General features: G+C 71.1%; 19 protein-coding genes. 5 read left to right on the plus strand and 14 right to left on the minus strand.

The genetic code is table 11. The features are described from left to right. Positions 1–153 precede the first annotated feature (153 nt). From guaB to ACZ4IF_RS32990, 3 genes are all read right to left on the minus strand, one after another. Positions 154–1,659, minus strand: coding sequence for an IMP dehydrogenase (guaB, locus tag ACZ4IF_RS32980; protein ID WP_467569525.1), 1,506 nt, complete (start codon positions 1,657–1,659; stop codon positions 154–156). 253 nt (positions 1,660–1,912) lie between these two features. Further along, positions 1,913–2,488, minus strand: coding sequence for a sigma-70 family RNA polymerase sigma factor (locus ACZ4IF_RS32985; protein WP_028805397.1), 576 nt, complete (start codon positions 2,486–2,488; stop codon positions 1,913–1,915). A gap of 268 nt (positions 2,489–2,756) precedes the next feature. After that, a complete protein-coding gene (locus ACZ4IF_RS32990) occupies positions 2,757–3,368 on the minus strand; it encodes a response regulator transcription factor (protein WP_003948568.1) in 612 nt (203 codons plus the stop codon). A 389-nt stretch (positions 3,369–3,757) separates the two neighbouring features. Between ACZ4IF_RS32990 and ACZ4IF_RS32995 the strand changes: the two genes are divergently transcribed. Continuing rightward, positions 3,758–4,087, plus strand: coding sequence for a WhiB family transcriptional regulator (locus ACZ4IF_RS32995; RefSeq protein ID WP_028805398.1), 330 nt, complete (start codon positions 3,758–3,760; stop codon positions 4,085–4,087). Between the two features lie 88 nt (positions 4,088–4,175). On the opposite strand, the gene ACZ4IF_RS33000 is transcribed toward ACZ4IF_RS32995, so the two are convergent. Continuing rightward, positions 4,176–5,069 (minus strand): LysR family transcriptional regulator, encoded by an 894-nt coding sequence (locus tag ACZ4IF_RS33000; protein WP_467569529.1) that lies wholly within the window; start codon positions 5,067–5,069, stop codon positions 4,176–4,178. 80 nt (positions 5,070–5,149) lie between these two features. On the opposite strand from ACZ4IF_RS33000, the gene ACZ4IF_RS33005 reads away from it, so the two are divergent. From ACZ4IF_RS33005 to ACZ4IF_RS33015, 3 genes are all read left to right on the plus strand, one after another. After that, entirely contained in the window at positions 5,150–5,821 is a 672-nt protein-coding gene (locus ACZ4IF_RS33005; RefSeq protein WP_467569532.1) for an MOSC domain-containing protein, read from the plus strand. Positions 5,822–5,915: 94 nt separating this feature from the next. Continuing rightward, positions 5,916–6,689: an SDR family NAD(P)-dependent oxidoreductase gene (locus ACZ4IF_RS33010; protein ID WP_467569535.1), complete on the plus strand. Its 774-nt coding sequence runs from the start codon at positions 5,916–5,918 to the stop codon at positions 6,687–6,689. Between the two features lie 126 nt (positions 6,690–6,815). Next, positions 6,816–7,523 (plus strand): ester cyclase, encoded by a 708-nt coding sequence (locus tag ACZ4IF_RS33015; protein WP_467569538.1) that lies wholly within the window; start codon positions 6,816–6,818, stop codon positions 7,521–7,523. A gap of 167 nt (positions 7,524–7,690) precedes the next feature. On the opposite strand, the gene groL is transcribed toward ACZ4IF_RS33015, so the two are convergent. From groL to ACZ4IF_RS33035, 4 genes are all read right to left on the minus strand, one after another. After that, on the minus strand, positions 7,691–9,319 hold the full coding sequence (groL, locus tag ACZ4IF_RS33020) for a chaperonin GroEL (protein ID WP_095936085.1): 1,629 nt from the start codon (positions 9,317–9,319) through the stop codon (positions 7,691–7,693). A 111-nt stretch (positions 9,320–9,430) separates the two neighbouring features. Beyond that, entirely contained in the window at positions 9,431–9,739 is a 309-nt protein-coding gene (gene groES / locus ACZ4IF_RS33025) for a co-chaperone GroES (RefSeq protein ID WP_028805404.1), read from the minus strand. Between the two features lie 250 nt (positions 9,740–9,989). Next, positions 9,990–10,775 (minus strand): polysaccharide deacetylase family protein, encoded by a 786-nt coding sequence (locus ACZ4IF_RS33030; RefSeq protein WP_467569542.1) that lies wholly within the window; start codon positions 10,773–10,775, stop codon positions 9,990–9,992. Between the two features lie 56 nt (positions 10,776–10,831). Next, entirely contained in the window at positions 10,832–11,713 is an 882-nt protein-coding gene (locus ACZ4IF_RS33035; RefSeq protein WP_467569546.1) for a polysaccharide deacetylase family protein, read from the minus strand. Between the two features lie 137 nt (positions 11,714–11,850). Between ACZ4IF_RS33035 and ACZ4IF_RS33040 the strand changes: the two genes are divergently transcribed. Beyond that, complete coding sequence (locus ACZ4IF_RS33040; protein ID WP_467569548.1) at positions 11,851–13,044, plus strand: THUMP-like domain-containing protein; 1,194 nt, start codon at positions 11,851–11,853, stop codon at positions 13,042–13,044. Here ACZ4IF_RS33040 and ACZ4IF_RS33045 read toward each other — a convergent pair. The 6 genes from ACZ4IF_RS33045 to ACZ4IF_RS33070 all read right to left on the minus strand — a co-directional run bounded on the left by ACZ4IF_RS33045 (position 13,022) and on the right by ACZ4IF_RS33070 (position 20,939). Beyond that, complete coding sequence (locus tag ACZ4IF_RS33045; RefSeq protein ID WP_467569550.1) at positions 13,022–15,058, minus strand: cell wall-binding repeat-containing protein; 2,037 nt, start codon at positions 15,056–15,058, stop codon at positions 13,022–13,024. The genes ACZ4IF_RS33040 and ACZ4IF_RS33045 overlap by 23 nt on opposite strands. A gap of 148 nt (positions 15,059–15,206) precedes the next feature. After that, positions 15,207–16,499 (minus strand): RNA polymerase sigma factor, encoded by a 1,293-nt coding sequence (locus tag ACZ4IF_RS33050; RefSeq protein WP_467569553.1) that lies wholly within the window; start codon positions 16,497–16,499, stop codon positions 15,207–15,209. Positions 16,500–16,615: 116 nt separating this feature from the next. Continuing rightward, entirely contained in the window at positions 16,616–16,972 is a 357-nt protein-coding gene (locus ACZ4IF_RS33055) for a YciI family protein (RefSeq protein WP_028805410.1), read from the minus strand. A 188-nt stretch (positions 16,973–17,160) separates the two neighbouring features. After that, a complete protein-coding gene (locus tag ACZ4IF_RS33060) occupies positions 17,161–18,237 on the minus strand; it encodes an LCP family protein (RefSeq protein ID WP_467569556.1) in 1,077 nt (358 codons plus the stop codon). 105 nt (positions 18,238–18,342) lie between these two features. Next, the gene (locus tag ACZ4IF_RS33065; protein WP_467569559.1) at positions 18,343–19,704 is read right to left on the minus strand and encodes an endo-1,4-beta-xylanase; all 1,362 of its coding nucleotides are present in this window, start codon (positions 19,702–19,704) and stop codon (positions 18,343–18,345) included. A 173-nt stretch (positions 19,705–19,877) separates the two neighbouring features. After that, positions 19,878–20,939 (minus strand): LacI family DNA-binding transcriptional regulator, encoded by a 1,062-nt coding sequence (locus tag ACZ4IF_RS33070; protein ID WP_467569561.1) that lies wholly within the window; start codon positions 20,937–20,939, stop codon positions 19,878–19,880. Positions 20,940–21,003: the final 64 nt, after the last annotated feature.

Raw genomic sequence — 21,003 nt, forward strand, 5'->3', positions numbered from 1 at the left:
CTTCTGCGCCTCCCAGTATCCCCGACGCCCACGCCGGGGGCGGCCCCGGAACCTCCGGGACCGCCCTCGGGACACGGATCGGCGCGTGTCCACGCGCGTGTGGACGACGATGGGCCCCCACGCGCGCGTGGGGGCCCATCGGTGCCGTACGGGTTACTTGCGGCTGTAGTTCGGCGCCTCGACCGTCATCTGGATGTCGTGCGGGTGGCTCTCCTTGAGGCCCGCCGAGGTGATCCGGACGAACCGGCCGCGCTCCTGGAGCTCGGGGACGGTGCGCCCGCCGACGTAGAACATCGACTGGCGCAGGCCGCCGACCAGCTGGTGGACGACCGCGGAGAGCGGGCCCCGGTAGGGCACCTGGCCCTCGATGCCCTCGGGCACGAGCTTCTCGTCGGAGGCGACGCCCTCCTGGAAGTAGCGGTCCTTGGAGAAGGAGCGCTGCTCGCCGCGGGACTGCATGGCGCCCAGGGAGCCCATGCCGCGGTACGACTTGAACTGCTTGCCGTTGATGAACAGCAGCTCGCCCGGGGACTCCTCGCAGCCGGCGAGCAGCGAGCCCAGCATCACCGTGTCGGCGCCCGCGACCAGCGCCTTGGCGATGTCGCCGGAGTACTGCAGGCCGCCGTCGCCGATGACCGGGACGCCGGCCGCCTTGGCGGCGAGCGACGCCTCGTAGATCGCCGTCACCTGCGGCACGCCGATGCCGGCGACGACGCGGGTGGTGCAGATGGAGCCGGGGCCGACACCGACCTTGATGCCGTCGACGCCCGCGTCGATGAGCGACTGGGCACCGTCCCGGGTGGCGATGTTGCCGCCGATGACGTCGACGCCGGACGAGTTCGACTTGATCTTGGCGACCATGTCGCCGACGAGGCGGGAGTGACCGTGCGCGGTGTCGACGACGATGAAGTCGACACCCGCCTCGATGAGGGCCTGGGCGCGCTCGAAGGCGTCACCGGCCACACCGACGGCCGCGCCGACGAGCAGCCGGCCCTCGGCGTCCTTGGCGGCGTTCGGGTACTTCTCGGCCTTCACGAAGTCCTTGACCGTGATGAGGCCCTTGAGGACACCGGAGTCGTCGACGAGCGGCAGCTTCTCGATCTTGTGGCGCCGCAGCAGCTCCATGGCGTCCTGGCCGGAGATGCCGACCTTGCCGGTGACCAGCGGCATCGGAGTCATGACCTCGCGGACCTGACGCGAGCGGTCGGTCTCGAAGGCCATGTCGCGGTTGGTGACGATGCCCAGGAGCTTGCCGCCGCCGTCGGTGACGGGCACCCCGGAGATGCGGAACTTGGCACAGATCGCGTCGGCCTCGGCGAGCGTCGCGTCCGGGTGCACCGTGATCGGGTCGGTCACCATGCCGGACTCGGAACGCTTGACCAGGTCGACCTGGTTGGCCTGGTCCTCGATGGACAGGTTGCGGTGGAGGACGCCGACACCGCCCTGGCGCGCCATCGCGATCGCCATGCGGGACTCGGTCACCTTGTCCATGGCTGCGGAGAGCAGCGGGATGTTCACCCGCACGTTCTTCGAGATGTACGAGGCGGTGTCGATCTGGTCGGGCGCCATGTCCGACGCGCCCGGCAGCAGCAGCACGTCGTCGTAGGTCAGCCCGAGTGTCGCGAATTTGGCGGGCACTCCGTCGACGTTGGCAGTCATGACACCTTCCCCAAATGGCCTTGATCGGTGCGGATGTCCATGCTAACGGGAAGCACGGCTCTCTCATTCCACGGTTGAGGGTGCGCTTCGGCTTCGTATGTTCGTACGGGTCCGGTGACCTCGACGTTCATCACGGGTCCGGTCGGGGGCACGGACAGCGGGCCACCTCCCTCCGCTCCCGTCGCCCTTCGCACCTGTGCGACGGGAAAGCCCGCCGACCGCGGCGCGCGGCGCGCGCCGCGCCGACGGACCGCTACTGCTCCGCGAGCGCCCGCAGACGGCTGAGCGCCCGGTGCTGGGCCACTCGCACGGCCCCGGGTGACATTCCCAACATCTGGCCCGTCTCCTCGGCCGTCAGGCCCACCGCGATGCGCAGCAGCAACAGCTCGCGCTGGTTCTCGGGGAGGTTGGCCAGGAGCTTCTTGGCCCATTCGGCGTCACTGCTGAGCAGGGCGCGCTCCTCGGGACCGAGGGAGTCGTCGGGGCGCTCGGGCATCTCGTCCGAGGGGACGGCCGTCGAGCCGGGGTGGCGCATCGCGGCGCGCTGGAGGTCGGCGACCTTGTGCGCGGCGATGGCGAAGACGAACGCCTCGAAGGGGCGCCCGGTGTCCTTGTAGCGCGGCAGCGCGAGGAGAACGGCGACGCAGACCTCCTGCGCCAGGTCCTCCACGAAGTGCCGCGCGTCGCCCGGAAGCCGGGACAGACGGGTGCGGCAGTAGCGCAGCGCGAGTGGGTGTACGTGGGCGAGCAGGTCGTGCGTGGCCTGCTCGTCGCCGTCGACCGCGCGATGGACGAGCGCGCCGATCACCGTCGTCTCGTCTTCGCGCATCGGTCCATGGTGCCTCGGCGTCGTCCGTTCCGTGGCACCGCGTCCATAGTTGTGCACCGAAGCGTTATGAGCAGGTGCGCCGGAACTCATCTCCTGCGCCCTCCCCTTTCGCTCGACCGACCTGTCCCCGAGGAACTCCACACCTCAAGGATGCGGCATCCGCCGGGAAACGGGGATCGGGCACCGAAGAGGATCTCTCTGAGGGCCCGGCCCCGCCCGCCGTCGAGCGGGCGGGGGCTGCCGCCGTCATACCCTCGGGGCGGCTCACCTAGCGAACCAGACCCCACCGGAAACCGAGCGCCACGGCGTGCGCGCGGTCCGAGGCGCCGAGCTTCTTGAAGAGCCGCCGGGCGTGCGTCTTGACCGTGTCCTCGGAGAGGAACAGTTCGCGGCCGATCTCGGCGTTGGAGCGGCCGTGGCTCATGCCCTCAAGGACCTGGATCTCCCGCGCGGTGAGGGTGGGCGCGGCGCCCATCTCGGCCGAACGCAGTCTGCGCGGCGCGAGCCGCCAGGTGGGGTCGGCGAGCGCCTGCGTCACGGTGGCGCGCAGTTCGGCACGCGAGGCGTCCTTGTGCAGATAGCCGCGGGCGCCGGCGGCGACGGCGAGCGCCACACCGTCCAGGTCCTCGGCGACGGTGAGCATGATGATGCGCGCACCGGGGTCGGCGGACAGCAGCCGCCGGACGGTCTCCACGCCGCCCAGTCCGGGCATGCGTACGTCCATCAGAATGAGGTCCGAACGGTCGGCGCCCCAGCGGCGGAGGACTTCCTCGCCGTTGGCCGCCGTCGTCACACGCTCGACGCCGGGCACGGTCGCCACCGCGCGGCGGAGCGCCTCTCGGGCAAGCGGGGAGTCGTCGCAGACGAGGACGGATGTCATGGCCGTCCTCCGCAGCTGATGCGCGTCACCTTGAGCCTCCAGGCTGGTACGAATCGTCACCTGTGCGGTCGACACTCGCCGACGGATTCTGCCGTCTGCCCGAGCGCTTGTTCCTTCAACCGCCTCCGCACTCTCAACGATGGTCACTCGAAAGAGTTACGGGGCACTCCGTCGTCTTCGGCACTGTACGTGAGGGTGCGGACACGGTGCAGACATGCACAACGGACCCTCAATGTTTCATCACAACCTATGCCCCATTTAGACCGATTTCTTCCCATTTGTTGGTGTCTGCGGCTAGATTCGCAATGAGTCATATTTTCATCTCCTTAGATCGTAGATGTACGGTCGGTGGGGCATAGCAGCCCAGAACGGCAACAAGGGGACACGCAATGGCAGATTTCTCCCGCCTTCCCGGTCCGAACGCGGACCTCTGGGACTGGCAGCTCCTCGCGGCCTGCCGCGGGGTCGACAGCTCGCTCTTCTTCCACCCGGAGGGCGAGCGTGGTGCGGCACGGAGCGCTCGCGAGAACTCGGCCAAAGAGGTCTGCATGAGATGCCCGGTACGCGCCGAGTGCGCGGCACACGCGCTGGCGGTGCGCGAGCCGTACGGCGTGTGGGGCGGACTGACCGAGGACGAGCGCGAAGAGCTCATGGGGCGGGCGCGCAACCGGCTGGTCTCGGCATCGGCCGGTGGAAGCAGTCACGCTTCGAACAACTGAAGGAACGTTTCTTCACCCCGGGCGCGCGTACGCGTGCCCCTGTATCGGCGTGCACGCCGACATGCGGCCCGAGGTCCGCGACCGCCCGTCAGCGGGCGGCGGCTCGCGCCAGCCGGTCGAGCGTCGCCGCCACCGCGGGCACCTGCGCCAGATCCGGCAGCGTGAGGGCGACGATCTCGCGCCGCACCGGCGGCTCCACCGTCACCGTGCGGGCCCGCTTGGGCCGGACGGACTCGATTGCCAGTTCCGGGAGGACCGCGACGCCGAGGCCCGCGCCCACGAGACCGACCACGGCCGGGTAGTCGTCGGTGGCGAAGTCGATGCGAGGCTCGAAGCCCGCGCCCCGGCACACCTCGACCAACTGTCCGCGGCAGCGCGGGCAGCCCGCGATCCACGACTCGCCCGCGAACTCGCCGATGGCCACCGACCCGGCCGCGGCCAGACGGTGACGCTCGGGCACCAGCGCGACGAGCCGGTCCGTCAGCAGCGGGCGGACGACGAGGTCGTCCCACTCCTCACCGCCCGTGCCCTCGTAGCGGAAGGCCAGCGCGATGTCGCAGTCGCCGTCCCGGAGCTTCTCCACGGACTCCGGCGGTTCGGCCTCCTCCAGGAAGACCCGGGTCCCCGGGTGCGCGGCGCGCAGTGCGGCGAGGGCGGTCGGCACAAGGGTGGAGCTCCCGCTGGGGAAGGACACGAGCCGGACCCGCCCGGCACGCAGGCCGGCGATCGCGGCGACCTCCTCCTCGGCGGCCGTGAGACCGGACAGGATGCTCACGGCGTGCTTGACCAGCGCCTCGCCCGCCTCGGTCAGGCGCATCTCACGACCGGTGCGGATCAGCAGAGGGGTGCCGACGGAGGCCTCCAGCGCCTTCATCTGCTGACTGACGGCCGGCTGGGTGCAGCCCAGCTCGCGCCCGGCCGCGGAGAAGGAGCCGGTGGCGGCGACGGCGCGCAGGACACGGAGATGACGGGCCTCGATCACCCTCCGAGCATAAGCGAGCCTTGGGGGCCGCCGCCAATACTGCGTCGACGCTTTGGCCGTGGTCGCCTAGCGTGGAGGGCATGAAGCTTCTGTCGCTGAATCTGGGCCGGGCACAGGCCGTCGCGTACACCGACCAGCCGGAGGGCCTGACCGGCATCGACAAGCAGCCGGTGGACGGTGCCGTGCGTGTCACCGCGCCCGGCCCCAAGTCGATCGGCGGCAGCGGACTCGCCGGGGACGCGGTCTGCGACGGGCGCCACCACGGCGGCGACGACCAGGCGGTGTACGCGGTGGCCCGCGAGGACCTCGACGACTGGGAGCGCGAGCTCGGCCGGCCGCTGCGCAACGGCGTGTTCGGCGAGAACCTCACGACCGAGGGGCTGGACGTCTCCGGCGCGCGGATCGGCGAGCGCTGGCGCATCGGCTCCGAGGTCGTCCTGGAGGTGACCAGCGGACGCATCCCCTGCCGCACCTTCCAGGGGCACCTCGGCGAGAAGGGCTGGGTCAAGCGCTTCACGCGACAGGCCGCGCCCGGGGCCTATCTGCGGGTGATCGAGCCCGGCGAGATCCGGCCGGGCGACACGATCGAGATCGTGCACCGGCCGGACCACGACGTCACGGTGGCCCTCCAGTTCCGCGCCGTGACGACCGAACGGGAGCTGCTGCCAAGGCTGTTGACGGCCGGCGACGCGTTGCACCCGGAGGCGCGGGCGAAGGCCCGGAAGTATGTGGCCGACCAGGGCGACCGGTAGCGGGCGGGCCACGGCAGGGGGAACTCTTCGGGCGTGGCCGAGCGTTGGACGGCGGCGGGCGCCGGACGCCTGGCCAGGTCACTAACCTTGCGCCATGACAACGGCTCTGATTACGGGATCGACCGCGGGGATCGGTGCCGCCTTCGCGCGGCGCCTGGCGGCTGACGGGCACAACCTCGTTCTGGTGGCGCGCGACACGAAGCGACTGCAGGAGCAGGCCACCGAACTGCACGACCGGCACGGCATCGAGGCGGAGGTGCTGACGGCGGACCTGGCGTCCGACGGCGGCATCGACGCGGTCGCCACGCGCCTCGGCGACCGGAGGAACCCGGTCGACCTCCTGGTCAACAACGCGGGCTTCGGCAACAAGGGCCGCTATCTGGACGTATCGATGGCGGACGAGCTCAAGATGCTCAAGGTGCACTGCGAGGCGGTGCTCCGGCTGACGTCGGCGGCGACCGAGGTGATGCGGGAGCGCGGCCGGGGCGGAGTCGTCAACGTCGCCTCGGTGGCCGCGTTCGTGCCGCGTGGCACGTACGGCGCGTCGAAGGCGTGGGTCGTGCAGTTCACGCAGGGCGCGGCGCGGGACCTCGCGGGCAGCGGCGTGCGGCTGATGGCGCTGTGTCCCGGCTTCGTGCGCACCGAGTTCCACCAGCGCGCCGGGATGGGCACGGACAACATCCCGAAGTGGATGTGGCTCGACGCGGACAAGCTGGTGGCGGCGGCGCTCGCGGACCTCGCCCGGGGCAAGTCGTTGTCGATCCCGGACCCGCGGTACAAGGCGCTGATGGGCGTGGTGAAGGTGACGCCGCGGGCGCTGCTCGGCGGGATCTCGTCGAGGACGGGGCGGAAGTACGGGCCGCAGTGAGCTGGGCGGGGCCGTTAGGGCCTGTCCGCACCCTCGGGTGATATCCCCTTCAACCACGACAGTTGAGGGGGATCTTCACTAAAATGGACGCATTCATCCGGACCACGTGGGCCGGGAGGCTGCGCCATGACATTCGTGCAACTGATCGACTGCAAGACGAGCCGGTTCGACGAGATGAACCGGCTGATGGACACCTGGGTCGAGCAGACCCGGGGGAAGCGGACCGCGACGCACAGCGTCATCGGCAAGGACCGGTCCGACGCGTCCCACTTCATCGAGATCGTGGAGTTCGCCTCGTACGAGGAGGCGGTGCGGAACTCGAACCTGCCGGAGACCGACAGGATCTTCCAGGAGATGGTCGCCCTCTGCGACGAGACACCGACGTTCACGGACCTGGACGTGATCCGTGACGAGCAGCTGTACGAGGCCACCATCCGCCGGTTCTTCGACACGGTGGCCACCGCGGGCGACCTGCCGCCGCTCAACGACCTGATGGTCGAGCACTACCACGACCACGATCCCGCCAACGAGCAGGACAACCTGGGCCTCGACGCCATGCGGCGCGAGATCGAGATGTGGCGGGGCGGGTTCGACTTCTCCTTCACCGTGGACGACCAGCTGGCCCAGGGCGACCGCGTCTGCACGCGGTGGACCTGGAACGGCACCCACACCGGCGACTTCATGGGGATCCCCCCGAGCGGGACGACGGTCACCATGACGGGGACGACCGTCTTCCGCTGCCAGGAGGACGGGAAGATCGCCGAGGGCTGGTGGCAGTACGACCGGCTGGGACTGATGGCCCAGCTCGGCGCGCTCGACGCACTGGAGACCTAGGGAGCCGCGGCCCCCGGAACACCTCGCGCGGCCCACGCGAGGCTCCGGCCCCGGTGGGGCCGGCGAACGGAAACGCGGGAGGCCCCCGCTCCCTGTCGGGAACGGGGGCCTCCGCGAGGCACTGCTCGACGTCACGCCGGGGGCGTCACGCCGTGCGGCGCGTTGCCTCAGTGGGCGTGCCCGTGGCCGTGGCCGTGGCCCGCGTCGGCCTCCTCCTCGGCCGGCTTCTCGACGACCAGGGTCTCGGTCGTCAGGAGCAGGGAGGCGATGGAGGCGGCGTTCTCCAGGGCGGAGCGGGTGACCTTGACCGGGTCGATGACGCCGGCCTTGACCAGGTCGCCGTACTCGCCGGTCGCGGCGTTGAAGCCCTGGCCCTTGTCGAGCTCGGCGACCTTGGAGGTGATGACGTAGCCCTCCAGGCCGGCGTTCTCGGCGATCCAGCGCAGCGGCTCGACGGCGGCGCGGCGGACGACCGAGACACCCGTGGCCTCGTCGCCGGTCTTGCCGAGGTTGTCCTCGAGGACCTTCACGGCGTGGACGAGCGCGGAGCCACCACCGGAGACGATGCCCTCCTCGACCGCGGCGCGGGTCGCGGAGATGGCGTCCTCCAGACGGTGCTTCTTCTCCTTGAGCTCGACCTCGGTGGCGGCACCGACCTTGATGACGCACACGCCGCCGGCCAGCTTCGCGAGGCGCTCCTGGAGCTTCTCGCGGTCCCAGTCGGAGTCGGTGTTCTCGATCTCGGCCTTGATCTGGTTGACGCGGCCGACGACCTCGTCGGAGCTGCCGCCACCGTCGACGATCGTGGTGTCGTCCTTGGTGACGGTCACGCGGCGGGCGGTGCCCAGCACGTCCAGGCCGACCTGGTCGAGCTTGAGGCCGACCTCCTCGGCGATGACCTGACCACCGGTGAGGGTGGCGATGTCGCCGAGCATGGCCTTGCGGCGGTCACCGAAGCCGGGGGCCTTCACCGCGACGGCGTTGAAGGTGCCACGGATCTTGTTCACGACGAGGGTGGAGAGGGCCTCGCCCTCGACGTCCTCGGCGATGATCAGCAGCGGCTTGGAGGCGTTGGACTGGATGACCTTCTCCAGCAGCGGCAGCAGGTCCTGGATGGAGCTGACCTTGCCCTGGTGGATGAGGATGTACGGGTCCTCGAGGACGGCCTCCATGCGCTCCTGGTCCGTCACGAAGTACGGCGACAGGTAGCCCTTGTCGAAGGCCATGCCCTCGGTGAAGTCCAGCTCCAGACCGAAGGTGTTGGACTCCTCGACGGTGATGACACCGTCCTTGCCGACCTTGTCCATCGCCTCGGCGATGAGCTCGCCGACCTGCTGGTCCTGGGCGGACAGCGCGGCGACGGCGGCGATGTCGGACTTCTCGTCGATCGGGCGCGCGGTGGCGAGCAGGTCGTCGGAGACGGCCTTGACGGCCGCGTCGATGCCCCGCTTCAGCAGCGCCGGGGAGGCGCCCGCGGCGACGTTCTTCAGGCCCTCGCGCACGAGCGCCTGGGCGAGCACGGTGGCGGTGGTCGTACCGTCACCCGCGATGTCGTTGGTCTTGGTCGCCACCTCCTTCACCAGCTGGGCGCCGAGGTTCTCGTACGGGTCCTCGACCTCGACCTCGCGGGCGATGGTGACACCGTCGTTGGTGATGGTGGGGGCGCCGAACTTCTTGTCGATGACGACGTTGCGGCCCTTGGGGCCGATCGTCACCTTGACCGTGTCGGCAAGCTTGTTGACGCCGCGCTCAAGGGCGCGACGGGCGTCCTCGTCGAACTTCAGGATCTTCGCCATAGGAGCGGTTCAGCCCTCTCGGAAAACTGGGAGAAACGAACGGCGCCCCCGGCGCCCGGCTTGTTGACGTCGCGGGGGCCAGGGGCGCAGTTCACTGCAATTCTGGGTGAATTACTTCTCGACGATCGCGAGCACGTCGCGGGCCGAGAGGACGAGGTACTCCTCGCCGTTGTACTTCACCTCGGTGCCGCCGTACTTGCTGTACAGCACGACATCGCCGACGGTGACGTCGAGCTCGACGCGCTTTCCGTCCTCGATGCGGCCCGGGCCCACGGCCAGGACGACGCCCTCCTGGGGCTTCTCCTTGGCGGTGTCCGGAATGACCAGGCCAGAGGCCGTGGTCTGCTCGGCGTCCAGCGGCTGGACCACAATGCGGTCCTCGAGCGGCTTGATGGCAACCTTGGAGCTGGCGGTCGTCACGATCCGACCTCCCCCTTCGGAGATCTCACGGGGTTAACTGTCTGAGGTGGCGACCAGGTCGATCCGTCGTCGCGGGTGCCGGACCTGCCCGTCGCTATTGGCACTCTCCAGGGGGGAGTGCCAGGGCCGAGACTATGACTGCGATTAGCACTCGGTCAAGCGGAGTGCCAACGCGGCGCTTACATGTCCGCAAAACCTCGGCGCACGTCCGCGCGCGTTCACGTCCGCTCCCCCGTCCCTGAGGCGGAGCTCAGAGGTAGTCCTCCAGCCGGGCCACCGTGAATCCCTGCGCCTGGATACGGCGCAGCAGGCGGGTCGTGGAGTCGATGAGCGTCACTCCGCCGGTGTCCTCCGGCCGGGCCAGGACGATGTCGCCCGGCCGCAGCTCGTGCCCCTGCTCGTACCTCAGTCCTTCCGCCCGCATGGAGGCCCGCCACAGCACGACGGCGGCGACCCCGCAGTCGGCGGCGGCGCGCAGCGTGGTGTGGTCGTAGGTGCCGTACGGGGGCCGCAGCAGCCGGGGTCGGATGCCGAAGCGCTGTTTGAGCTTGTCCTGCTGGCCGCAGATCTCGGCGCGCTGGCCGACATAGGGCAGGCCGCGCAGGGAGGCGTGGTCGAGGGTGTGGTTCTGCACGCTCACGCCGACCGCGCGGAGCCGGGCGAAGTCCCCGTACCCAGGCCCGACGACGGTGTCCGTGAGGAACATGCTGACCGGCAGCCGCAGTTCACGGACCATGTCGACGAAGCGCGGATCACGCTCGGCGCCGTCGTCGTAGGTCAGGAAGACCACTCGGTCGTGGGTGGAGACGTGGTCCACGACGGGTGGCAGTCCGGGGCCGGCGGGGCGCGCGACGGTCCGGGCGGGCGGGCGCGGCGGGCGGGCGAGCGGGGTGGCGAGGCCCCAGCGGCGGTACGCCGCCTCCCGGGGCCGTACCTTCTGCGCCGCCTTCTTGCCCAGCCGCTCGATGGGGTCGACGGACTGGGCGCAGCCGGTGAGCAGCACGGCGGCGAGCAGTCCGGCACCGAGCGCGCGCATCCCGCGCCGCGCCGGGTGCGGTGGCCGCGGGCGCGCCGGGCGCCGCGCCCGGAGCCTCACAGGTAGTCCTCCAGGCGCGCCACCGCGTACCCCTTGTCCGTGACCTTCTTCAGGAAGCGGCGGACCATGTCGGTCATCGTGCCGTCCCAGTCGGCGCGGCCCCGGAAGTGGGTCAGGACGATGTCGCCGGGGTGCAGGTCGCGGTCGTCCTCGCGGTACTCCCAGTGGTCGACGTAGACCTCCTCGTCCCAGATCGGGGCGTACTTGATGCCGCAGGACTTGGCGGCGCGCAGGGTGTCGCCGTTGTAGTTGCCGTAGGGCGGCCGGAAGAGCGTCGGGCGCTTGCCGAACTGCTTCGTCATGATGGCCTGCATGCCGCAGATCTCCTCCGTCTGCTCGTCGTACGACAGCCCGGGGAGGTACGGGTGGTGCAGCGTGTGATTGTTGAGGCTGACACCACGGTCGCGCATCTCGCGGAAGTACCCGTAGTCGTCCTTGATCAGGTAGTTGCTGAGGAAGGCGGTGTACGGGATCTTCAGGTCGCTCATCATCCGCAGGAACTTCGGGTCCTTCTCCTCGCCGTCGTCGATGGTGAGGAAGACGACCTTGTCCTTGGTGGGGACGGTGGTGAAGACCGGGGGCAGTCCCTCCTCCTCCTGGCCGTCGACCTCGAACCCGTCACGGGCCTTGATCACCGGCTTCGTGGCGGGCGGCGCCGGGGGCACGAGCGGCGCCCTGTCCAGGCCCCAGCGCGCGGCGGCGGCGACGCGCTCGGCCTGGGTGTTGCTCACCCGGTCGGCATAGGAGCCGGCGGCAGGGGACGCCTTGACCTTCGGCTGGCCGGGGGTCCCCTTGACGCCGGATTCCTCGCCGGAGCAGCCGGAGGCGAGAGCGGTGAGGGCGAGCACGGCAAGACCGCCGCGAACACCGGCCCACATTGCGGCGTTTTTATCGTTTTGTCGCACTGATCGCATGGTGCGGGATCTTCCCAGCGCGAGCCGCTCACGAGGCCCCGACACCACCGCGGCCCCACTGCCGGACGCGCAGCATCCACCGACTGGCCCACAATGGGCCGGTGAACGACGTCTCCTTCGCCTCCCTCCTCACCCCCGAGGGCCGCGCCCTGCTCGACGAGGTCCGCGGCACCGAACCGGCGCGGGAACTGGCCGTGGCCACCCGGCTGCGCCGCGAGCACCCGGCCGAGCTGGTCTCCGCCGCCCTCGGGCAGGAGCGGCTGCGGCAGCGGGCCACGGCGAAGTTCGGAGCCGAGGACGCGGAGCGGATGTTCTTCACCCCGAACGGGGTCGAGCAGTCGACGCGGACGAGCGTGGCGGCCCACCGCGCGCGGCGGTTCCAGGAGCTGGGCATCCGCTCCGTGGCCGACCTGTGCTGCGGGATCGGCGGCGACGCGATCGCGCTGGCCCGCGCCGGCATCCGGGTCCTCGCCGTCGACCGCGACCCGCTGACCGCGGCGGTCGCCCGCGCGAACGCGGACGCGCTGGGGCTCTCGGAGCTGATCGAGGTGAGCGAGGCGGATGTCACCGCCGTCGACACCTCCGCGTACGAGGCGGTCTTCGTGGACCCGGCACGGCGTGGCGGCCGGGGCCGGATCTTCGACCCGGAGGCCTACTCGCCGCCGCTGTCCTGGGCGGTCGAGACCGCGACGAAGGCGCCGCTGGCCGCCTTGAAGATCGCCCCCGGCATCCCGCACGAGACGGTGCCCGCCGAGGCCGAGGCCGAGTGGATCTCCGACGGCGGGGACGTGAAGGAGGCGGTGCTGTGGTTCGGCACCGAGCCGGGGCTGGTGCGGGCCACCCTGCTGCCCGGCCCGCGCGAACTGCGCGGACGGGGCCTGCCCGATCCCGCTGTGCGTCCGGTCGGCCGCTACCTGTACGAGCCCGACGGCGCCGTCATCCGCGCACACCTGGTCGCGGAGGTGGCCGAGGACCTCGACGGCGGCCTGATCGACGAGACCATCGCCTACGTCACGGCGGACGAGCTGCGCCCGACGCCGTACGCCTCCGCCTACGAGATCACCGACCTGCTGCCCTTCAACGTCAAGCGCCTGAAGGCGTTGCTGCGGGAGCGCGAGGTCGGTGTGCTGACGGTCAAGAAGCGGGGCTCGGCCGTCGAGCCGGAGGAGCTGCGGCGGAAGGTGAAGCCGCAGGGGCCCGCTTCCGCGACGGTGTTCCTGACGCGGGTGGCGGGTGCCCCGACCATGCTGGTGGGGGCACCCGCCCGGCCGCCTACTGCTGGTGGCGGCTGCTGAGCGGAGCGAGGTCCGGCGCGGCGACAGGTTGCGGCGCCGTGCCGGTGCGCACCGTCGGAGCACCCGCGGCCGGCCCGCCGACCGTGGCCGAGGAGAACGAACTCGCCTGCGGGGCGAGGCCGTTGTAGTCCGGCATGTACGTCCACTGGCTGCCGCTCGCGCTGATCGCCGCGCCCGCGGAGTTCAGTGCCGCCGTCGACACCGAGCCGGTGCCGCCGAAGACCGCCAGACCGCCCAGGTTCGCGGCGCCCTTGACCAGGTAGGACCTGGTGTCGGCGGAGAGGGCGGTGACGTCCGTCCACAGCAGCGGCCCGAACACGTTCATCGCGGCGCCCGCGGTGGCACCGCCGCGCCAGCTGTCCGTGGACGCCAGCGCCGCGCTGCTCGGCGCGCGCCACCACATCGCGGCCAGCGCGGCCGCGGTGCCCTCGTTGGTGGACGCGGTCACCGGGTAGTAGGTGTACCGGGAGGGCCAGTTGGAGAAGGACGTGTGGGTGAGCGCGTACTTCGCCGAGGCGCCGACCGGGATCATGTAGGTGTCGTCCGGGTCGAGGCCGTTCAGGTACGACTTCACCGACGAGGTCAGCGAGTTCCCGTCGTTGAGCACGACGACGGCCTTGCCGCCGGTCCCGAGGGAGCCCGCGGCGGACGCGGCGGCGAGCGCCGAGTGGTAGTCGGTGCCGGTCGCCAGGAACACGTACTGGGGAGCGCTGGTGACGGACTTCGCGACGGCGACCGAGGTCGAGTAGCGCGAGGTCCCCGCCAGCCGCTTCGGGGTGAAGCCCAGCGCGGAGACCTTCGAGGCGACCGCGCTGCTGAGGATCGACGTGCCACCGACCAGGTAGACCGTGGCGCCGGGCTTGAGCACGCGCTTCAGCTCCGCCTGCACGGCCGAGGAGACCGAGGTCGAGGGCGTCAGCAGGACCGGTCCGTGCTTCTTGCCCGCGAGGGCGGGCGCCGTGAGCGCGTACGACTGGCTGTCCCGGGAGACCAGGACGGCGGACGAGGCGTTCATCAGCCCCGCCTCGCTCTGGCCGACCGTGTTCCAGGTCCAGCGGGAGCCGGCGATGTTGCTGCCGTAGACGTCGGCACCCCAGACCCGGACGACGGTGTTCTTGCGGAGCGGCTGCCAGGCGGGCGAACGGCCGCCCCACGGGAAGGGCTCGCCCTCCGTCACCGCGTCCGCGGTGATCGTCATGACGACGTTGCTCTCCTGGCGGCCGCCGCTGGTGGGCCGGTCGAAGTGCACGACGAGCCGGTCGCTCGCGGGCGCCCAGGAGGGGGTGTCGTAGTCGCCGTCGTCGTCGGTCAGGCGGCGCTCGCCCGTGCCGTCGGTGTTGACGGAGAACAGCTGGCGGTGACCGTCGACGGCGCGCACGAACGCGACCTTGGTGCCGTCGGGCGAGAGGGCGGGCGAGCCGCCGTTCGCGACGAGCGTGGTCTGCGTCTTCGTCGCCGCGTCGTAGAGCACGACCGACGGCGTCTTGGTGGTGCACGAGCCGCCGTTGCGCTGGAAGACGAGACGTCTTCCGACCGCGTCGCCGCTCGGCAGGGTGTCGCATCCGCCGGAGGCCGACAGCCGGACCGGGGTGCCGCCGTCGGCGGGAATGGAGTACAGCTTGCTCGCCGCGGAGTAGACGATCTCGCGGCCGTAGGTCCAGTACGTCGGGTGCGACGCCGAGGGGCCGCTGTCGGCACCTTCGTAGACCGTCGTCCGGGTGCTGCCGGTGACGCCGATGGTCTGCAGTGATCCGGCGTCCTCGAAGACCACGCGGCTGCCGTCGGGCGACCACGCGGGCGACTCGTCGTCGGAGCCGTTGGAGATGCGCTTCTCGTCGTTGCCGGTGACGTCCACCGACATGATGCCGTCGCCGGCCACGGCGATCCTGCCGTCGGTCGCCGGCCATCCGGTGACGTCGGCCGCCGCTCCGGGCGCCAGCGCGGTCGCGGTGCCGGCGGCGAGCGCCGTCACCGCGGTGAGCGCCACGAGTCTGTGGCGCGCGGAAGTCCTCATGGGTGTACCCCCCAGGTAGCGATGGGCTGCCGGACCGTGTCCCTCAGGGGTCTTCGGGGCGAACGAAGAGCGTCACGCCCGTGTACGGCAGCGGCGCAACTGTAAGCCGTCGCTGATCACCTTGGGAATGGAGTTACGGCGGGAACGCTCACGCCCCGCCCAGCTCACGTGCCCGGGCCGCCAGCAGCTCCCGCTCCCGTTCGTTGCGCGCCAGCGCGGCCGCCCGCTCGAACTCCGCCCGCGCCTGCTCCGTGCGGCCGAGCCGGGCCAGCAGATCGCCGCGCACGCTGGGCAGCAAGTGGTAGTCGCGCAGGGCGGGTTCACCGCAGAGGGCGTCGACGATCTCCAGGGCGGGGCCGGGCCCCTCGGCCATCGAGACGGCGACGGCACGGTTCAGCTCGACCACCGGGGACGGCGTACGGGCCGCCAGCAGGGCGTAGAGGGTGGCGATCTGTCCCCAGTCCGTGTCCTCGTACGCGTACGCCTGCGCGTGGCAGGCGGCGATGGCGGCCTGGAGCGCGTACGGGCCCGGGCTGCCCACGGCCACGGCGTTGGCCCGGCCCAGCGCGGTGAAGCCGCGGCGGATCAGCATGCGGTTCCAGCGGCGGCGGTTCTGGTCCCTGAGCAGGACCGGTTCGCCCGAGACGGAGGTACGGGCGGGTGTGCGGGACGCCTGGAGCTCCAGCAGGGCGGCGAGCGCGTGCACCTCGGGCTCCTTGGGCATCAGCTCGGCGAGCACGCGCGCCAGCCGCAGGGCGTCCTCGCACAGGGCGGGGCGCAGCAGGTCGTCGCCCGCCGTGGCCGCGTAGCCCTCGTTGAAGACCAGGTAGATGATCTCCAGGACCGACCCCAGCCGGGCCTCCCGTTCGGGGCCGTACGGGACCTCGAAGGCGACGCCCTTCGCCGCCAGCGTCCGCTTGGCGCGCACGATGCGCTGGGCGACCGTCGCCTCGGACGTGAGGTAGGCACGGGCGATCTCGGCGGTCGTCAGGCCGCCCAGGAGACGCAGGGTGAGCGCGATACGGGCCTCGGCGGAGAGGACCGGATGGCATGCGGTGAAGACGAGGCGGAGCAGGTCGTCGTCGATGTCGTCCGGGTCGGAGGGTTCGTCGACGTGGTGCGGCGCGGACAGCGAGAGGTCCCGGCCGACCTCCTCCAGCTTGCGCGCGTACCGCTCCCGGCGGCGTACGAGGTCGATGGCGCGGTGCTTGGCCGTGGCCGTCAGCCAGGCGCCCGGATTGTCGGGCACACCGTCGCGCGGCCACTGCTCCAGGGCCGCGACCAGTGCGTCCTGGGCGAGTTCCTCGGCGATGCCGACGTCCCGGACGATCCGGGCGACGCCGGCGATGATGCGCGGCGACTCGATCCGGAAGATCGTCTCGACGGTTTCCTGGGCGCTGCGGTCGGACCCGGCTGCGGTGATGGTGGGCTGCTCTTCCACAGCCCACCATCAGACACCCTCCGGGCGGCCGGGCAAAGCGGTCCCCAGGGCCGGGCCGTCCCCAGGGCCCGGCGGGAGCCCGGGCGGCCGGGGCGGGGCCCCGGCCGTGCTCCCGGTCAGCCCTCCGCGATCTCCCGGACCTCACAGGTCACCGTCCAGTGCTCCTCGTGCACCTTCAGGAACCGCTTGGTCCACTCCAGGGCCTCGGCCATGTCCTTGCACTGCATGAGCGCGTAGCCGCCGACGACCTCCTTGGACTCGGTGAAGGGCCCGTCGGTGACGGACAGCTGCCCGCTCTGCCAGTGCACCCTTTTGCCCTGGGCGCTGGGCGTCAGCCCGGCGGTGTCGAGCATGACCCCGGCCTTCGTGATCTCCTCGATGAGCTCGCCCATCCGCTGCATCAGTTCGGGGCTCGGGCCCTCGGCGGGCGCGGTGCTCTCGTCGATCTGGACCAGCGACAGGTAACGCGGCATGGTGACTCCTCGTATCCGTGACTCTTGTGCGTCGGAGGCGGAGCTCCTCCCCGCCTCTCACCCATGCGTCGAACGGGGCACGCCCGTATCGACACCGCTGCGGAATTTCTTCGAAGTTTCTTCCACCGATGCCGTTTTCGCAGGTCAGCAGGGTGCGAACGGGTGGGTGCCGGCTGATCGCCCCGGCGTCACCTGAGCGACTTCCACAGCTCGGTGGCCGCCGGTTCCCGGGCCACCACCCGGTTGTGGTCCGTGGGTGCGGTCACCACCGGCATCATCACCGTCTCGACGGCGTCGGACGACAGGCCCTTCAGGCTCCGGCCGAGTCTCGACAGCTCGCCCAGCGAGTCGAGTCCGGTGTCCGTCGTCAGGCTCCCGGTCACCGCGTCCGCGACCTTGTAGAGCCTGGCCGGGTCGGCGAGCAGGTCGGTGGCCGAGATCCGCGCCAGCAGCGCCTTCACCAGCTTCTGCTGGAGGCCTATGCGCCCGAGGTCGCTGCCGTCTCCGATGCCGTGGCGCGTCCGGGCCAGTGCCAGCGCCCGCGTGCCGTCGAGGTGGTGCTCGCCGGCCGCCAGATGCAGATGGCTCAGGTCGTCGTCGATGTCCTCGTCGGTCGTGACGGTGACACCGCCGAGCGCGTCGACCAGGTCCGCGAAACCGGCGAAGTCGATCTCGACGTAGTGGTCCATGCGGATGCCGGTCATGGACTCGACCGTCTTCACCGCGCAGACCGGACCGCCCACCGCGTAGGCGCTGTTGAACATCACTCCGTGCGCCACCGCCGTGGTCCCCCCGGACGGCGTCGGGCACGACGGACGGGTCACCAGGGTGTCCCGGGGGATGCTCACCACCGTCGCGTGCCTGCGACCCTCGTCGAGGTGGACGACCATCGCCGTGTCGGAGCGCGCCCCGCCGCTGTCACCGCCGCCGAGCTTCTCGTTGCGCTCGCCGCTGCGGGAGTCGGAGCCGAGGACCAGGATGGTCAGCGCGCCGCTCGGCAGCGGGGCGGCGGAGGCGGAAGCGGACCCGATGGCGGACGCGCTCGGCGTCGGCACCGCCCGGGCCGGCCGGTCGTCGCCGAGCGCGCTGTCGATGTCGACGCTCTTGATGTTGTGGTCGAGATGCCAGTACGCCCAGCCGGCACCGGACGCGCAGAGCACGAGGACGCCGGCGAGAACGGCGCCGACCGCCTTCAGCAGGCGCCGCCGGCCGCCGTGTCCCGCGACGCCCTCGCGGTCGTCCCCGTGCTCGTCCTCACCCGTCACGCAGAGGAACGTAAGTCCGAATTATGACGAGCAGGAACCTGTTCTCGGGTTTCCTTCGGAAATTCTCAGACTTCTCAGGCGTACCTCAGCGATCGCGGTGCGGGCTCAGCCCAGGGTCACCGTCGGGGCCGGATTGCTCCCGCTCCACGAGGCGTTGAAGCCGAAGGTCACCGAACCGCCGCTGGGTACGGTCCCGTTGTAGGAGGCGTTGGAGCAGCTGACGGCCGCACCCGTCTGCGTGCAGGTGGCGTTCCAGGCCTGGGTGATCCGCTGGCCCGCGCCGTACGTCCAGTTCACCTTCCACGACGACAGCGCGGCCCCGGAGCAGGCGATCGTCACCTGGCCCGTGAAGCCCGTGTTCCACTGGCTCGTGACGCCGTACGTCGCGGTGCACGCGCCGGTGGGAGGCGGCGTCGACGTCCCGCCCAGCGCGGTCGCGATCGCGGAGTACGCCGGTTTCGGGGCGTAGTTCTCGTCGTACGGGGTCGCCGCGCCGTAGCCCGGGAAGACGTCCGGGATCCAGGAGTCGGAGTCCGTGAAGCCCCAGACGGTGACACCGGCGCACCGGGTGACCGCGACGCACGCGTCGAACACGGCCTTGTAGTCGGCGGCCTGCTGCGCCAGCTTCGAGCTGTCGGCGGGGAGTTGCATACGGATGTCCAGCTCGGTGACCGCGACGTCGACGCCGAGGTCGGCGAAGCGCTGGATGTTCTGCTGGAGCGTGCCCGGGACCTGGCCGAGGATCAGGTGGGCCTGGAGGCCGACGCCGTCGATCGGGACGCCGCGGTCCTTCAGCGACTTGACCAGGTTGTAGAGGGCGGTGCTCTTCGCGTTGACGCCCTCGACGTTGTAGTCGTTGATGTAGAGCTTGGCGCTCGGGTCGGCGGCGTGCGCCCAGGTCAGCGCCTGGGCGATGTAGTCGGCACCGAGGCCGTTGTACCAGAGCGTCGAGCGGTAGGTGCCGTCCTCGTTGAACGGCTCGTTCACCACGTCCCAGGCCGCCAGCTTGCCCTTGTACCGGGTGACTTCGGTGGTGATGTGGTCCTGGAGCAGGCTGCTGAGCTGCGCCTGCGTCCAGGTGCCGTTCGTCAGCCAGCTCGGGTTCTGGCTGTGCCAGACGAGGGTGTGCCCGCGCACCTGCTGGTTGTGGGCCTGGGCGAAGGCGACGATCTGGTCGGCCTCGGACCAGTTGAAGCTGCCCCGGGTGGGCTCGACCGAGCCCCATTTCATGGCGTTGCCCGGGGTCAGCGAGTTGAACTGGCCGCCGGCGATGTCGCCGTAGGTGCCGGTGAGTCTGGATCCGGTGACCGCGGTGCCGATGACCTTGCCCTTGGCCGCGGCCAGGTCGCGCAGCGGGGTGTCGGCGGCGTGGGCGGTCGTCCCGGCGGCGAGCAGGGCGGCCACGGCCGCGGCGCCCGTGAACAAGGCCGAGAGTCGTTTCCCTAAGGATGTTCTGGAGGTTCTCATGGCGGGTGCCTCCGAAAGTTTCGGTCGTTCAACCGATTGACTGCGGAGCAGTATGGGAGCGCTCCCATAACTCGTCAAGACATCCGTCACGCCTGTATCGCCTTCCTCGCCGCGCGGAGCCACCGCCGTGCGGCACGGCAGCCGCCGTACGGGTCGGCCGCCGGACGTCCCCGCTACGCCGGAGGCGCGCCGGTGCTGCTGCGCACCACGAGGCTCGTGGCCAGTTCCACGCGTGTCGCCGACGGCGGCCGTTCCTCGCGGCCCAGTTGGAGCACCAGCCGCGCCGCCGCCTCGGCCATCTCGGTGAGCGGCTGCCGTACCGTCGTCAGCGGCGGGCCGACCCAGCGGGCCACCGGCAGGTCGTCGAACCCGACGACGCTCAGGTCCCCGGGGATGCGCAGCCCGAGCTCGCGCGCGGCCTCGTACAGTCCGAGCGCCTGGAGGTCGTTGCCCGCGAAGACGGCGGTGGGCCGGTCCGGGAGGCGCAGCAGTTCGAGGCCCGCCCGGTAGCCGCTGTCGTGGTGGAAGGTGCCCGGCCGGATCAGGGCCGGGTCGGACGGCAGCCCCGCCGTCTCCAGCGCGGCCCGGTACCCGTCGACGCGGGCGCGGCTGCACATCATGCGTGTGGGCCCGCTGATCGCGCCGATCCGGGTGTGGCCCAGCTCGACGAGGTGACGGGTGGCGGCCAGGCCGCCGTGCCAGTTGGTGGCCCCGACGGACGGCACGTCGTCGCCGGGGTCGCCGGCCGGGTCCATCACCACGAACGGGATGGACCTGCTGGTCAGCAGCGCCTGCCCGGACTCGTCGAGGCCGGAGAGCACGAGGACCACGCCGTGCGGGCGACGGGCGGCGACCTGGTCCGCCCAGGTGCGTCCGGGGGTCAGCCGGCCCGCGCTCTCGGAGAGGACGACGCTCAGCCCCTCGTCCCGGGCGACGTTCTCGACGCCCCGGATCACCTCCATCGCCCAGGCGCTCTCCAGCTCGTGGAAGACCAGGTCGATGAGGGGCGAGCGGGTCGCCTCGGCCCGGCGCCGCCGGTAGCCGTACGAACGCAGCAGCGCCTCCACGCGCGTACGCGTCCCGGGGGCCACGTCCGCGCGGCCGTTGAGCACCTTCGAAACGGTCGGCGCGGACACGCCGGCCTCGCGGGCGATCTCGGCGAGCGTCGCGGTCTGCGCGGGCGGACGCGTCGACGTGCGTGTTCCCGGGGTTCGCGGCGGCTTCGCGGGATTCATGGGCGGGATCGTAGCCCCGCCCACCCGCGCTCCGACCCTCCTGTGCGCGCCATGCGCCGACAGA

The organism is Streptomyces sp. NPDC025784 (assembly GCF_055558435.1).

Excerpts from the sequence above, each read along its gene's own strand:
- guaB (WP_467569525.1), bottom strand. The coding sequence starts at position 1,659 with ATGACTGCCAACGTCGACGGAGTGCCCGCCAAATTCGCGACACTCGGG.
- ACZ4IF_RS32985 (WP_028805397.1), bottom strand. The coding sequence starts at position 2,488 with ATGCGCGAAGACGAGACGACGGTGATCGGCGCGCTCGTCCATCGCGCG.
- ACZ4IF_RS32990 (WP_003948568.1), bottom strand. The coding sequence starts at position 3,368 with ATGACATCCGTCCTCGTCTGCGACGACTCCCCGCTTGCCCGAGAGGCG.
- ACZ4IF_RS32995 (WP_028805398.1), top strand. The coding sequence starts at position 3,758 with ATGGCAGATTTCTCCCGCCTTCCCGGTCCGAACGCGGACCTCTGGGAC.
- ACZ4IF_RS33005 (WP_467569532.1), top strand. The coding sequence starts at position 5,150 with ATGAAGCTTCTGTCGCTGAATCTGGGCCGGGCACAGGCCGTCGCGTAC.
- ACZ4IF_RS33010 (WP_467569535.1), top strand. The coding sequence starts at position 5,916 with ATGACAACGGCTCTGATTACGGGATCGACCGCGGGGATCGGTGCCGCC.
- ACZ4IF_RS33015 (WP_467569538.1), top strand. The coding sequence starts at position 6,816 with ATGACATTCGTGCAACTGATCGACTGCAAGACGAGCCGGTTCGACGAG.
- groL (WP_095936085.1), bottom strand. The coding sequence starts at position 9,319 with ATGGCGAAGATCCTGAAGTTCGACGAGGACGCCCGTCGCGCCCTTGAG.
- ACZ4IF_RS33030 (WP_467569542.1), bottom strand. The coding sequence starts at position 10,775 with ATGCGCGCGCTCGGTGCCGGACTGCTCGCCGCCGTGCTGCTCACCGGC.
- ACZ4IF_RS33035 (WP_467569546.1), bottom strand. The coding sequence starts at position 11,713 with ATGTGGGCCGGTGTTCGCGGCGGTCTTGCCGTGCTCGCCCTCACCGCT.
- ACZ4IF_RS33045 (WP_467569550.1), bottom strand. The coding sequence starts at position 15,058 with ATGAGGACTTCCGCGCGCCACAGACTCGTGGCGCTCACCGCGGTGACG.
- ACZ4IF_RS33055 (WP_028805410.1), bottom strand. The coding sequence starts at position 16,972 with ATGCCGCGTTACCTGTCGCTGGTCCAGATCGACGAGAGCACCGCGCCC.
- ACZ4IF_RS33065 (WP_467569559.1), bottom strand. The coding sequence starts at position 19,704 with ATGAGAACCTCCAGAACATCCTTAGGGAAACGACTCTCGGCCTTGTTC.
- ACZ4IF_RS33070 (WP_467569561.1), bottom strand. The coding sequence starts at position 20,939 with ATGAATCCCGCGAAGCCGCCGCGAACCCCGGGAACACGCACGTCGACG.